This window comes from Streptomyces yangpuensis (assembly GCF_001005295.1).
Taxonomy (GTDB): Bacteria; Actinomycetota; Actinomycetes; order Streptomycetales; family Streptomycetaceae; genus Streptomyces; species Streptomyces yangpuensis.
In genome coordinates, this window is record NZ_LBMK01000003.1 from 953,042 (window position 1) to 966,131 (window position 13,090).

The 13,090-nt window shown below is 73.6% G+C and carries 15 protein-coding genes; 8 read left to right on the forward strand and 7 right to left on the reverse strand.

The genetic code is table 11. From position 1 onward, the window contains the following. Window positions 1-50 precede the first annotated feature (50 nt). From AAT21_RS19530 to AAT21_RS19545, 4 genes are all read right to left on the reverse strand, one after another. A complete protein-coding gene (locus AAT21_RS19530; protein WP_412180325.1) occupies window positions 51-1,475 on the reverse strand; it encodes an MFS transporter in 1,425 nt (474 codons plus the stop codon). A gap of 187 nt (window positions 1,476-1,662) precedes the next feature. Beyond that, window positions 1,663-2,013 carry an ArsR/SmtB family transcription factor gene (locus tag AAT21_RS19535; RefSeq protein ID WP_046778080.1) on the reverse strand — a complete coding sequence of 117 codons (351 nt, stop codon included), beginning with the start codon at window positions 2,011-2,013 and terminating at the stop codon, window positions 1,663-1,665. 143 nt (window positions 2,014-2,156) lie between these two features. Beyond that, entirely contained in the window at window positions 2,157-3,008 is an 852-nt protein-coding gene (locus AAT21_RS19540) for a CbtA family protein (protein ID WP_046778081.1), read from the reverse strand. Window positions 3,009-3,020: 12 nt separating this feature from the next. Continuing rightward, window positions 3,021-3,248, reverse strand: coding sequence for a CbtB domain-containing protein (locus AAT21_RS19545; RefSeq protein ID WP_046778082.1), 228 nt, complete (start codon window positions 3,246-3,248; stop codon window positions 3,021-3,023). A gap of 376 nt (window positions 3,249-3,624) precedes the next feature. Between AAT21_RS19545 and AAT21_RS19550 the strand changes: the two genes are divergently transcribed. The 3 genes from AAT21_RS19550 (at window position 3,625) to AAT21_RS19560 (ending at window position 5,114) form a co-directional block, all read left to right on the forward strand. Beyond that, window positions 3,625-3,963: a hypothetical protein gene (locus AAT21_RS19550; protein ID WP_052757880.1), complete on the forward strand. Its 339-nt coding sequence runs from the start codon at window positions 3,625-3,627 to the stop codon at window positions 3,961-3,963. A 74-nt stretch (window positions 3,964-4,037) separates the two neighbouring features. Then, on the forward strand, window positions 4,038-4,673 hold the full coding sequence (locus AAT21_RS19555) for an alpha-ketoglutarate-dependent dioxygenase AlkB (RefSeq protein ID WP_046778083.1): 636 nt from the start codon (window positions 4,038-4,040) through the stop codon (window positions 4,671-4,673). Window positions 4,674-4,742: 69 nt separating this feature from the next. Then, complete coding sequence (locus AAT21_RS19560; protein ID WP_046778084.1) at window positions 4,743-5,114, forward strand: VOC family protein; 372 nt, start codon at window positions 4,743-4,745, stop codon at window positions 5,112-5,114. Window positions 5,115-5,202: 88 nt separating this feature from the next. Here AAT21_RS19560 and AAT21_RS19565 read toward each other — a convergent pair whose 3' ends face one another. Together AAT21_RS19565 and AAT21_RS19570 are read right to left on the reverse strand one after the other, a co-directional pair. After that, a complete protein-coding gene (locus tag AAT21_RS19565) occupies window positions 5,203-5,511 on the reverse strand; it encodes a YkvA family protein (RefSeq protein ID WP_046778514.1) in 309 nt (102 codons plus the stop codon). Between the two features lie 54 nt (window positions 5,512-5,565). Further along, entirely contained in the window at window positions 5,566-6,030 is a 465-nt protein-coding gene (locus tag AAT21_RS19570) for a MarR family winged helix-turn-helix transcriptional regulator (RefSeq protein WP_046778085.1), read from the reverse strand. A gap of 119 nt (window positions 6,031-6,149) precedes the next feature. Here AAT21_RS19570 and AAT21_RS19575 point away from each other — a divergent pair, with 119 nt between their 5' ends. The 3 genes from AAT21_RS19575 to AAT21_RS19585 are packed head-to-tail and all read left to right on the forward strand — an operon-like array spanning window position 6,150 to window position 9,422. Further along, the gene (locus AAT21_RS19575) at window positions 6,150-6,713 is read left to right on the forward strand and encodes a DoxX family protein (protein WP_046778086.1); all 564 of its coding nucleotides are present in this window, start codon (window positions 6,150-6,152) and stop codon (window positions 6,711-6,713) included. A 56-nt stretch (window positions 6,714-6,769) separates the two neighbouring features. Continuing rightward, window positions 6,770-8,572, forward strand: a complete 1,803-nt coding sequence (locus AAT21_RS19580; protein WP_046778087.1) for a glycoside hydrolase family 15 protein — start codon at window positions 6,770-6,772, stop codon at window positions 8,570-8,572. A gap of 4 nt (window positions 8,573-8,576) precedes the next feature. Beyond that, entirely contained in the window at window positions 8,577-9,422 is an 846-nt protein-coding gene (locus AAT21_RS19585) for a hypothetical protein (RefSeq protein WP_046778088.1), read from the forward strand. A gap of 20 nt (window positions 9,423-9,442) precedes the next feature. On the opposite strand, the gene AAT21_RS19590 is transcribed toward AAT21_RS19585, so the two are convergent. Continuing rightward, entirely contained in the window at window positions 9,443-11,629 is a 2,187-nt protein-coding gene (locus tag AAT21_RS19590) for a SpoIIE family protein phosphatase (RefSeq protein WP_052757928.1), read from the reverse strand. 277 nt (window positions 11,630-11,906) lie between these two features. Here AAT21_RS19590 and AAT21_RS19595 point away from each other — a divergent pair, with 277 nt between their 5' ends. Both AAT21_RS19595 and AAT21_RS19600 read left to right on the forward strand, forming a co-directional pair. Then, the gene (locus AAT21_RS19595; protein WP_046778089.1) at window positions 11,907-12,116 is read left to right on the forward strand and encodes a hypothetical protein; all 210 of its coding nucleotides are present in this window, start codon (window positions 11,907-11,909) and stop codon (window positions 12,114-12,116) included. 115 nt (window positions 12,117-12,231) lie between these two features. Then, window positions 12,232-12,969 carry a class I SAM-dependent methyltransferase gene (locus tag AAT21_RS19600; RefSeq protein ID WP_046778090.1) on the forward strand — a complete coding sequence of 246 codons (738 nt, stop codon included), beginning with the start codon at window positions 12,232-12,234 and terminating at the stop codon, window positions 12,967-12,969. The last annotated feature ends 121 nt before the right edge of the window (window positions 12,970-13,090 follow it).

Here is a 13,090-nt window from a genome sequence, read left to right on the forward strand (position 1 = left end):
GCGCTCACCTTGCGCGGTGGGGACCTCCGATCCGTGAGTGGATTGAGCGGTCATCGCGGTGATCGTAGCGACCCCGGTCGCGACCGGCCACGGGTTTTCAGGCGGGTGCCGGTGCCGTCCCGCCCGGGCCAGCGGTGGTGGTGCCGGTCGATGACGTAGTGGTGGCCGTGCAGCCAACCGTGCCTGGAGGGACGGGCGTCGGCGAGGTGCGGGTGCCCGGGCGGCAGGTCCGGGTGCAGGTGTTCCAGCCGGTACGGGTCATGGGCAGGCCAGCCCGCGGCCGCGGCGGCGGTGGCGGCCAGGGCGAGCGCTCCCAGGGCCGCGACCGTCAGCGGCAGCCCCGCCCACGGGGCGAGCCACCCGGCCAGCGGGTAGGTGATCAGCCAGCAGCCGTGGGAGAGGGAGAACCGGGCGGCGAAGGCGGCGGGCAGGTCCGCGTCCGCGGTGGAGCGGCGGACCACGCGGCCTCCGGGAGTCAGGACGGCGGAGCAGGCGGCCCCGATCGCCGCCCACGCCCCCAGGAGTACGGGCCAGGACCAGGCGGCCGGGGCGGCCGAGGTGAGCACGGCCACGGCGGCGAGGACCACGGGGAGCGCGGAGGCGGCCGAGAGCATCACGGTGCGGTCGGTGGCGTGCCGCAGGAGCCGCGGCAGGGCGAGCGCGGCGAGTACGGACCCGGCGCCGTACGCGCCGAGGGCGATAGGGACGGCTCCGGCCGGGCGGCCCAGGCCGCGGACGACGGCGATGGTGTCCACGAGGACGACGGCGCCGGCGGCGGCGACCGCCAGGTCGAGGGCGAGCAGTGCCCGCAGCCGTGGAGTGGCGGCGAACAGGCGGGCACCGAGGGCCGCCCTGGTGCGGATCCCACCGGTCCGCCCGGCGCGAGCGGGAGCGGGCAGCGCCGTCGCGGTCACGAGCGCGGCGGAGGCGAGGAAGCCGACGACGGTGCCGGTGAACAGCCGGTCGTAGGGGACGACGGTGAGCAGTGCCGCGGCCAGCATCGGGCTGAGCAGGCTCTCCAGGTCGTAGGCGAGCCGGCTCATCGACAGGGCCCGCGTGTAGTCCTGTTCGTCGGGCAGGACCTGGGGGATCGTCGCCTGGAAGGCCGGGGTGAAGGCCGCCGAGGCCGCCTGGAGCAGGAAGATCAGGAGGTGGATCTGCCACACCTCGGTGACGAGGGGGAGGGTCAGCGCCGCGCCGGCCCGGGTGAGGTCCGCCGCCGCCATGAGGATCCGCCGGGGGACCCGGTCGGCGACGGCCGTGATCAGCGGCGCGACCGTCACGTAGGCGATCATCTTGATCGCCAGGGCGGTGCCGAGGACCGCCGGGGCGTCGTCGCCGGCGAGGTCGTACGCGAGCAGGCTGAGCGCGACGGTGGCGAGCCCGGTGCCGGCCAGGGCGACGACCTGGGCCGTGAACAGGCGGCGGTAGGTGCCGTTGCGCAGCACGGAAGGCCGGGACGGCACGGGTGGCACGGACGCAGAGGAGGGCAAGGTCGGCCCCGTTCCGGTCGGCGGATCGACGGCACGTCCAGCGTAGCCAACATGTGCGCACCTGTGCACGTATTGGTGAGCGGCCCGTGGTGCGTGGTGCGTGGTGCGTGGTACGGACCGGTCGTGGCCGCACCGGTCCGGCCGGTCCCGCCTCGGCAGGGCCGGCGGCTCAGTCGTGCGGAGGGAGGGAGCCGATCTGGTGATCGGCGACGTTCATGGCCTCGTCCACCAGCCTGCGCAGATGCCCGTGGCGCAGGGCGTAGACGACGCGGCGTCCGTCCTTGCGGGTGGTGACCAGCCCGGCGAGACGGAGCTTGGCCAGGTGCTGGCTGACGGAGGGGCGGGCCGCCCCGCATGCCTCGGTGAGCGTGGTGACGTCCGCCTCGCCCCGGCCGAGCCGCTCCATCAGCGCCAGGCGCGTGCGGTCCGCGAGCAGGGCCAGTACGGACGCGGCGACCTCCAGCCGGTCGGTCCGCTTCTGCGCATCCTGTGCACGTGCCGTTCGTGTGCCTGTGCTCATACGGACATCGTAGGGCGGCCGGGGCGTGAAGTGTGCGCTGCTGCGCACGCATGCGCGGGGATGCCCACGTCCACGGTCGCCTACGCGCACGGGCCCCGCACCCCTGGGGGTGCGGGGCCCGTGCGCGGGCATGGTGGGTCGGATCAGCCCAGGGCGGGTGCCTGCTGCTGGGCCGTCACCTCCGCGCCGTCGGTGCGGGCGTCGAGGAGCCGCTGGGCCAGGACGCCGAAGACGATGGCGAATGCGGCCCACAGGACGAGTTGGACGGCCAGTGAGGCAAGCCGGAATTCCCAGAGCAGGGCTGCGGGGAAGCCGGGCTGGACGGCGTCGCTGTTGTCCGGCAGGAACACGAAGGCCAGGGTGGTGGCGGCGATGAATCCGCCGGCCGCGGCCAGGGTGGCGTTCCAGTTGCCCAGGCGGGGTGCGAGCCGGCGTCCCAGGATGATCGCGCCGATGCCGAGCAGCACGCTGAGCAGGATCATCAGGAAGAACAGCGTGGTGCGCTGTCCGATGGTGTCGGGGTTGCCGACCGCGGGCGGGGTGGCCGGGTACTTCAGGAACGGCACCAGGTAGACGAGAGCGAACGCGCCCGCCCCGGTGAGCGCGGCCGTGGCCCGGGGGCTGAACCCGCCGATTCGGCCGAGGGCGAAGGAGAACGCGAGGGAGGCGATACCGCCGAGCGCGACCCCGTAGACCAGGACACCGGTGGCGAGGCCGACGGTGGACTGGACGGGGCGGCTGACGAGCTCCTCCTCTTCCTCGGCGGCGCCCGACGCGGCGTCACCGCCGTGTCCGGCGTGTCCGGCGTGGCCGGAAGCCGCGCCGGACGCGCCGGCCGCGCCGGCTTCCTGGGCGGCGGCGGCTTCCTCGACGGCGATGGAGCCCCGTACCGGCGGCTCACCGACGACGTAGGCGACGGCGAAGGCGAAGAGTCCGGCGATCAGACCCGCGAGCATCCCGCGGACCAGCAGACCTCTGACAGTGGAGGCGTACATGTGCGCGCCCTCTCAGTGGCAGGGGAAGCCGAGCAGGTGACGGCCGTCGTGCACCCACTCGTGCACGCCCTCACCGGCGAACACGGCGGTGGCACCCTGCTCCGCACCGACGAAGTACAGCGCGACGAGCATCAGAAGACCGACGAACAGCGCCCAAGGCAGAACGGCCTTGACGGGCAGCGGAGCCGACGGCGAGACGGCGGGGGCGGAAACGGCAGCGGAAGCGACAGCCTCGGCCATGATGGAACCTCCTCGGGGAACACGCGTCCCATACGGTGGTGCAGGACGACGGTCCTCGGGTCTGACTCGCCACGCCGCCCCCCAGGGGGAGGTCACCGCAGCACACAGTGGCGCGACCATGCCGGATTCACACCGGACTTCCGTCTCGCCGTCGTCGCTATTTCTTTATGTCGCGTTGACGCTACCGCGTAGCGGGCCCCCGGCCAAGACCGTGAGTTCCTGATCACACGCCTACCCTGCGGTAATGCCGTTCCGCGAGGCGGGCCGGAGCTGTGCGGATCCCGCGATTTTCGGTGAACCGGCCCCGAGTACTGCTGGAATCCCCGGCGTTGGCCTTCGGTGTGCGTGCCCGTGCATGCGTCCGGAGGCTTTTTTCATGCCTTCAGACCTGACCGCCCGCACCAACAGCCAAGCTGCCCAGCCCGCCACCGGCTACCGGGACCTGCTCCGCATCAGGGAGTTCAGCGGTCTCTACGTCAGTTTCACCCTCACCGTGGCCGCCGGTGCGCTGTCCGGCATCGCACTCGGCACGTTCGTCGACCGGCAGGCCGGTTCGCCGTCCCTGACCGCCGTCAGCATGTACGGCGCCACCTTCGCGACCGTCCTCGGCGCCCTGACGCTCCTGTCGGTCGCGGACGGAAAGCGGCCCCGCCGCACCCTGCTCCTGCTGCAACTCGCCTCCCTTTCGGGCATCTGTGCCCGGGCACGGGGATGACCTACTGTGCGGCAGGGGCCGGCCGCACAGTACGTATTCGTGCACATGTTCGGTTATAGGTCTAGGCTGAGGTCATGCACGCGGTCCAGGGTCTCCAGGGTTCCCTCTTCGACCAGGGCGACGAGATCCGCCCCGGCCCCCTCGACGGGCTGCGCCGGACGGAGCTGGGCGCCGGGGCCTGGGTCGACCACCTGCCCGGCTGGCTGTGCGGCGCCGACGCGCTCTTCGAGCGGCTGGCCGCCGACGTGCCCTGGCGCGCCGAGCGGCGGCAGATGTACGAACGGGAGGTCGAGGTGCCCCGGCTGCTCGCCTTCTACGCCGAGGACGAGGCCCTGCCGCACCCCTCGCTCGTCGAGGCCCGCGATGCGCTGAGCGGCCACTACGCCGCCGAGCTGGGCGAGCCGTTCACCACGGCCGGACTGTGCCTGTACCGCGACGGGCGCGACAGCGTGGCCTGGCACGGCGACCGCACCGGCCGCTCCTCGACCGAGGACACCATGGTCGCCATCGTCAGTGTCGGAGACCCGCGCGACCTGGCCCTCCGCCCGCGTGACGGGGGGCCCACCCTGCTTCGGCTGCCGTTGGGCCACGGCGACCTGGTGGTGATGGGCGGCTCCTGTCAGCGCACGATGGAACACGCCGTACCGAAGTCGGCCCGGGCCGTCGGGCCCCGCGTCAGCGTCCAGTTCCGGACCCGCGGCGTGCGCTGACCCTCCGGCCGGGGCGCGCGCCGCCCCGCGCGGTTGCGGCCCCGTCGCAGGGCGTACAGGCTGGTGCGCATGGATCTGGGCGCGTTCTCCGTGAGTCTGTCCGTGCGGGACATCGAGGCCTCCAGGGCGTTCTACGAGAAGCTCGGCTTCACCGCCTTCGGCGGGGACCCCGCGCAGAACTGGCTGATTCTCAAGAACGGCCACCACGTGATCGGGTTGTTCCAGGGCGTGTTCGAGAAGAACATGCTGACCTTCAACCCGGGCTGGGACCAGAACGCGGACCCCGTCGACGCGTTCACGGACGTCCGCGAGATCCAGCGGGAGCTGAGAGCGCTCGGCGTGGCGTTCCTGATGGAGGCCGACGAGTCGGCGTCAGGGCCGGGCAGCTTCCTCGTCGTCGACCCGGACGGCAATCCGGTCCTGGTCGACCAGCACGTCTGACCAGCACATCTGGAGCTGGCCGGCGCATCTGACCGGCCCACGCCCGGCCGCCCACGCCTGGCCGGCCCCCGTCCGCCGGCCCGTCCGATCAGACGCGGGTGCGGACGTCGACGCCGGTCTCCTTCGGCGTGCGTGCCGCCGAGGCCGCCGCGTGCAGGGAACGCAGCGCCAGCATCAGGATCCCGATGTCGTCGAGGTACACCGGGTCCGGGACGAGGTCCACGGGCGAGACGGTGTAGATCAGGGCGGCCCAGAACAGGGCCTTGTCGTGCAGCGGGATGCCCGCGTCGACCAGCAGCTTCCGCGCCCTGAGCACGCGTACGAACATCACCGCCGCCACCACGGCGAGGCCCGCCATGACGACCGCGGTCACGATGAGCCAGACGGTTCCGTCCATGGCGCCCATATACCCCATTCGGGGCGTTGGTACCCGTACGGCCGCCCGAGCGGCTCAGTCGCCCTGTCCGCGCAGGCGGCGCCCGACCTCGCCCAGGCCGTCGGCGAGCGCGTCGAGCTGCTCCGGGGTGAGCACGTCCACCAGGACCTCCCGGACCGTGGCCACGTGCCCCGGCGCGGCCTCCTCCAGCTTGGCGCGGCCGGCGTCGGTGAGCACGGCGAAGACCCCGCGCACGTCCGAGGGGCAGCTGCGGCGGCGGACCAGTCCGGCCTTCTCCATCTGGGTGACCTGGTACGTCAGCCCGCTCTTGGAGTTGATGAGGCCGTTGGCGAGCTCGGTCATCCGCAGCTCCCGGCCGGGCGCGGCGGCGAGCCGCACGAGGATCTCGTACTGCGGGTGCGACAGCCCGGAGTCGTCCTTGAGCTGCTGGTCGAGGCGCCGGTTCACCAGGGCCGAGGCGGCCAGGAAGCCGCTCCAGGCCCGCATCTCGCGCTCGTCCAGCCATCTCGGTTCAGCCATGGCCCCACCCTACATGGGTTGTTCGAATTTGAATCACCCGCTAGGGTCCAGACTGCGGTTCGAATTTGAACAACTCTTCACCCGCCTCCCCGGACCGCACGACCGGAAGGACCCCCACGATGACCAGCCCCTCCGTCACCACGACGAAGCCGCAGGCCACCGCACCGGCCGCACCGCCCCGGCCCGCCGCCCTCTCCACCGCCGGCCACGACGCCGGCCTGCTGCTCCTGCGCATCGTCCTCGGCCTGACCATGGCCGCACACGGCGCACAGAAGCTCTTCGGCTGGTTCGGCGGCGGGGGCATCAGTGGCACCGGCACGTTCTTCACCGCCAGCGGCTACCCCGCCGGCGACGCCATGGCCGTCCTCGCCGGCCTCACCGAGACCCTCGGCGGCCTCGGTCTCGCCGCCGGTCTGCTCACCCCGCTCGCCGGCGCCGCCGTCGTCGGCACCATGATCAACGCGATCGTCGTGCACGGCGCCGGCTCCTTCTTCGCCCCCGCCGGCATCGAGTACGAACTGCTCCTGACCGCGGGCGCCGCGGCCCTCACCCTCACCGGCCCCGGCGCGTACGCCGCCGACCGCTTCCTCCCCGTCCTGCGCGCCCACCGCCTGGCCCACGGAGCCCTGGCCCTCGCCCTCGGCATCGTCCTCGCCGCGGTGACCCTCCTCGTGCGCAACTAGGGGGTGTCCGGGGCCTCGGCTGATTGGCCCCGGACATTCAGGGGAAGAGCGCACAAATGACACAACCCATCGAAGACTACGCACTCATCGGCGACCTCATGACCAGCGGGCTCGTCGGCCGCGACGGGTCCATCGACTGGCTGTGCCTGCCGCGCTTCGACTCGGCGGCCTGCTTCGCCAGGCTCCTCGGCGACGAGGAGAACGGCCACTGGCGCATCGCCCCCCTCGGCGCAGCCGACGGCGAACGCTGCACCCGCCGCGCCTACATCGACGGCTCGCTGGTCCTGGAGTCGTACTGGGAGACCGAGACCGGCACCGTCAAGGTCATCGACTTCATGCCCCAGCGCGACGTCGCCCCCGACGTCGTCCGCATCGTCGAGGGCATCAGCGGCACCGTCAGGATGCTCAGCACCCTGCGCCTGCGCTTCGACTACGGCCACGTCGTGCCCTGGGTGCGCCGCAGCGACGGCGACCGGGTCGCCGTCGCCGGGCCCGACTCCGCCTGGTTCCGCAGCGAACCCCCCGTCCGCACCTGGGGCGAGGACAACAGCACCCGCTCCCAGTTCCCCGTCACCGCCGGCCGCCGCGTCGCTTTCGTCCTGACCTGGCACCCCTCGCACCAACCGCGCCCCGCACCCACCGACCCCTTCGAGGCCCTGGAGAGCAGCCTCTCCGACTGGCGCGAGTGGAGCGCCCCCTGCCGCTACGAGGGCCCCTACCGGGAAGCGGTCACCCGCTCCCTGATCACCCTCAAGGCCCTCACCTACGCCCCGACCGGCGGTATCGTCGCCGCCGCGACCACCTCCCTGCCCGAGGAACTCGGCGGCGTCCGCAACTGGGACTACCGCTACTGCTGGCTGCGCGACGCCACCCTCACCCTCGGCTCCCTCCTCACCACCGGGTTCCTCGACGAGGCCCGCGCCTGGCGCGAGTGGCTCCTGCGGGCCGTCGCCGGGGCCCCCGCCGACCTCCAGATCATGTACGGGATCGCGGGCGAGCGCCGGATCCCCGAGAGCGAACTGCCCTGGCTGGGCGGCTACGCCTCCTCCGCGCCCGTCCGCGTCGGCAACGCCGCCGTCGACCAGCTCCAGCTCGACGTGTACGGGGAGGTCATCGACTCCCTGCACCTGGCCAGGTCCGCCGGACTGCCCGCCGAGGCCCACTCCTGGCGGATCCAGCTCGCGCTCCTCGACTTCCTGGAGCAGAACTGGAACCGGCCCGACGAGGGCCTGTGGGAGGTCCGCGGCCCCCGCCGGCACTTCGTGCACTCCAAGGTGATGGCCTGGGTGGCCGCGGACCGGGCCGTGCGGACCCTGGAGGACGCCCCCTCGCTGCCCGGCGACCCGGACCGCTGGCGCGCCATGCGGGACGCGGTCCACCGCGACGTCTGCGACAAGGGCTTCGACCCCGAACGGAACACCTTCACCCAGTACTACGGCTCCCGCGAACTCGACGCGGCGACCCTGCTCATCCCCCGGGTCGGATTCCTGCCGCCCGACGACCCCCGGGTCATCGGCACCGTCGACGCGGTGCGCGCCGAGCTGGGCCGCAGCGGACTCGTCCGCCGCTACAGCACCGCCGACACCGACGACGGACTGCCCGGCGACGAAGGCGCCTTCCTGGCCTGCTCGTTCTGGCTGGCCGACGCCCTGCACCTGACCGGCCGCGAGGGCGAGGCCCGCGCCCTCTTCGAACGGCTGCTGAGCGTACGCAACGACGTGGGACTGCTCGCCGAGGAGTACGACCCCGTCTCCGGGCGCCAACTCGGCAACTTCCCGCAGGCGTTCAGCCACGTCGGCCTGGTCAACACCGCATGCACCCTGGCCGGCATGGAAAAGCGGACGACCGAGGCGGGCTGACACCGTGGAACTGCCCCAGCAGCGCGCCGAGGGCGCGGGCCCCTTCACCACCCGGCTCACCTGGCAGCGCCCCGAAGGGGAGACGGTGGTGTGGGAGTCGCGGCCCGCGCGCCGGCGCGGCACGCTCGCGGTCCGCAGCCCCGGCGAGACGGCCGTCAGGACCGCCACCGCCGACACCGAGGCCCTGCGCCGACTGCGCCGCCTGGGCGGCATCGCCTCCGCCGCCTTCGTCGTCGGCGGTGCGCTCTTCGCCCTCGGCGCCGCGGTCTCGCAGTTCGGCTGGGGGGACACGGCCGAGAGCGCCGTCATCTACTTCGCGGGAGGCCTGTTCTTCAACACGGGCGGCTACGTCTCCCTCCTCCAGGTGCTGAACGGGCCCCGCCACACCCCGGAAGGCGGCGGCCGGCTGGTCACGGGTGCGTGGAAGTGGTGGGGGTACGAGCCGATGCGCCTGGACTGGCTGAGTGCCTTCGTACTGTTCGTCGGAACGCTCGTCTTCGGCATCAACCTTCTGGACTCCTTCATCCAGGGGCTCACCGTCCAGCAGACCAACCGGCTGATCTGGACCCCCGACGTGATCGGATGCCTGCTCTTCCTGCTCTCCGGGCACCTGGCGTTCATCGAGATCTGCCACCGCCCCTGGCCCTGCCTGCGCTCGCGCAGCCTCGGGTGGTGGGTCGTCGCGGTGAACCAGTTCGGATCGGTGCTGTTCATGATCTCCGCCCTGGCGGCCTTCACCCTGCCCGCCACCGGAAACCTGGTCAGCACGGCCGTCGCCAACTGGGGGACGCTGTGCGGAGCCCTCTGCTTCTCCGTCGGCGGCGTGCTCCAGGCCTTCGAGCGACCCTAGGCCTCTTGGCCTCTTGGCCTCTAGGTCTCGGGTGCGGCCTGCTCGCGGCCGTTCGTCAGGGACGCCAGGAGGAGGGCGATGTCGTCCGGCCGGTCGGCGGTGCTGCCGATCAGCCGGTCGGCGGTCTCGGTCAGCGGAACCGGCAACGCCGAGGCCAGGGCCAGCCGCAGCCGCTCCACCCCCTCGTCGATGTCCACGCCGGGCCGCTCCACCAGCCCGTCCGTGTACAGGGCGAGGACCGCGCCCGGCTCCAGCCGCAGTTCCGTGACCGGGTACGAGGCCTCCGGGTCCACGCCGAGCACCACCCCGCCCGCCAGGTCCAGCACCTCCGTCCGGCCGTCGGGATGGCGCAGCAGCGGCTGCGGGTGCCCCGCCCGGACTGCCAGGGCGGAACCCGACGCCGGGTCGAGCACCACGTAGCAGCAGCTGGCGAACTGACCCGGATCGAGGTCGATGAGCAGCCGGTTGGTGCCGCGCACCACCTGCTCGGGCGTGCTGCCGGCCAGGGCGAAGGCCCGTACCGCGCTCCGGAGCTGGCCCATGGTCGCGGCGGCCGCCACCCCGTGGCCCTGGACGTCGCCGATGACCAGGGCCAGCCGGCCCGATCCGGTCTCCACGACGTCGTACCAGTCGCCGCCGACGTCCATGCCCGCGGAGCCGGGCAGATAGCGCCCGACCGTGTCCACGTGCTCCCGTACCGGCAGCTGGTGCGGCAGCAGCGCCGCCTGGAGCCCGTGGGCCAGCGCCGCCTCGCTGTCGTAGCGCCGTGCCCGCGCCAGGGCCTGCGCGATCAGCCCGGCCAGCGCGGTCAGCACCGTACGCTCCTCCGGGCTGAACCCGCGGGGCGCGTCGAAGCCGAGGATGCACGAGCCGACCGGCCGCCCGGACGCGATCAGCGGCAGGAAGGCCCGGGCGCCGACGTCGGCGTCCAGGGGGATCCCCGGATACGCGGCGGCCAGGCGCTGCATCGACTCGAAGAACAACGGCCGGCCCGTGGTCAGCGTCTCCACACCCGGCAGCCGGACATCGAGCGCGACCCCGTCGAACCGGTTGAGGAAGCCCTGCGGGAAACCCGTCTCCCAGGCCAGGTGCAGATGCCGCTGGTCGAGCAGGTAGATCGCGAGCTGGCGGCCGCCGAAGGCGGGCAGCAGCTCCTCGGTGACCACCGCCGAGACCTGCCGGGCCGTGACCGCCTCCGTCAGCGCGATGGCGAGGGCCACCGGCCGGTACAGCGCGGACGCCTGGTCGGCCGGCGAACCCGGGCCGGTGGCGGGGTCCGCCGACGAGGCGGCGTAGGCGGGCGGGTCGGCCGTGCCGATGGTCACGGTCACGCCGTCGGACGCCGGGTAGAGGCCCACCGACAGCCATGCGCCCGGCGGATGGCGCCCCCGCCGGGCGGCGAAGTGCACCGGCTCCGAGGACATGAAGACGGCCCGGAAGTGGTCGTCGTGCGAGGGATGACCCAGCCACGGCAGCGCCTCCCACAGCAGCCGCCCGTGCAGGTGCCCGGCGCCGACGCCCACCAGGTGCTCCGCCGCGGAGTTGACGAAGCCGATCCGGCCCTGCCGGTCCAGGGAGAGCACCGCCTGCGCGAGCCGGTCCACGGCGTCCCGGGCACCCGCGGCCCCGGCCTCGGGCGCCTCAGCCGGCACGCTGACCGGATCCCCCTCCCACTCCACCGGCACTCCGGCCGCGGACAGGGCGGACAGCTCGCGCGCCAGCTCCTCCGCGGCCTCCCGGAGCCGTTTGCGGTCCCCGGCCCCGACCGGGACACCAGGGGTGGGCGGGCGCAGCACGAGCAGCACGCCGAACCGCTCCGGCCCGGCGGCCACCGGCTCGTACAGCGAGGCGAACGGGAAGGGCAGGCCGGCGACCAGCTGCGGGAAGCGGCTCATGGCCGACGCGGCGTCGGGGAGGTGCACGGCCTGCCCCGAGCGGTAGGCCTCGGCCACCGGAAAGGGCCGGTTGACCTGCATCCGCCACCAGGGCCGGAACAGCGGCAGCGGCAGCCCCGTGAACAGGGCCAGCAGCAGGAGCTCGCCGGAGCGCGAGCGCAGGTAGACCCCGCCCGCGTATCCGCCCACGGCCTCCACGGCGCTCACGGCGGCCCGCGCGAGCGCCTGGACCACGGCATCGGTGGCGGCGCCGACGCTGTCCGCTCTCGCCCTCACACAGTCAGGATGCGCCATCGGCGACGGCATCGGCATCCCGGAACCGAGGCCGCGCGGACCCGGTCCGAGGCCGTGCAGACCGGCAGCCGTCGGGGCCGGGGCCGGGGCCGGGGCCGGGGCCGGGCGCGTGGCCGTCGGGGCCGGGGCCTCGTCCGGGACCGCGCCGGCCCGTGCCTCGGAGCCCGCCACCACCGCGGCCGATGCGAGCAGCAGTACCACGGCCACCGTGTGCAGCGCGGTACCCATCGCCTCGGTGAACGCGGCGACCTCGGCCGGATCCTGCGGGTTCCCGTGAAACCGGGAGGCCGGCACCGTGCCGACCACGGCCGCCCCGAGGGCGGCGCCGGCCTCCCGGGCCGCCGTGTTCCGCCCGGAGCCCCTCGGCCTGCCCACCCTGCCCTTCGGCATGGCCTGGCACCCCCGCCACGACGCCGACGCGGCGCACGGCTCGCTCCGCGCCCGCGCCCGCGAGCTGATGACCGGGAGCGGGGAGGGGCGGGCGGAGGCGGAGGCGCCGCGATAGGCCGACCGCTTCCCTCGTCCGGGGGACGTACGGGTGTGCGGGCGGCCACCCGCACGCGCCACGGGGCACGATACGCACGCGTCCCACCCCCCGGCAGGTCACCGGAAGGCAGAGCATGCGGTTCCAGTACGACACCATCGGCGAGCGCTACGCGGAGTCCACGACCACGGCGGCCTTCTCCGCGGCCGACACCTACACCCTGCACGGGGCTCTCGACGCGCTGGGCGGCCTGCGCGGCCTCGACGCCCTCGACCTGGCCTGCGGATACGGCTACAACACCCGGCTGCTGGCCCGCGGCGGGGCCCGCCGGACCGTCGGCGTGGACGTCTCCGAGGAGATGATCCGGCACGCCCGCCAGCACAAGGCGACCAAGGACCGCACGGACGTCGAGTACCTCGTCGCCGACGCTGCAGGCCTGCCCGACCTCGGCCCCTTCGACGTCGCCACCGCCGCCTACGTCTTCAGCTACGCACCCGACCGCCGAGCCCTCCACGCGATGTTCCGGTCCGTCCGCGCCAACCTGCGCGCGGGCGGCCGGCTGCTCGCCATCGTGCCCAACGCCGGGGCGTTCCCGCGGGTCGACTGGTCCCCGTACGGGGTCCGGATCCTCGACCGGGTCCCCGACGGTGACGTGCCGCTGCTGAAGGCCCACTTCCTGACCGAGCCGCCGGTGCCCTTCGAGTTCCGCGAATGGGCCCACGCGGACCTCGCCGAAGCGGCCGTCGAGGCGGGCTTCGTCACCGTCGGCTGGCAGCCGAACCGGACCCCGCCCGCCGACCCCGTGCGCGACGAGGCCTACTGGACGGCCTACCGCGCCTGGCCGATCAGCTCACTGATGACCTGCACGGCCTGAGGCATGCCGCGGGCCTGCTGCGGACCGGGCCGACCCGGCAGGGGCCGGGGCCCGGGACCGGGCCTGGGCCGCCGTGCCCGGCCCGGTCCCGAGCCCCGGCCGTCACAGGTCCGCAGCCGAC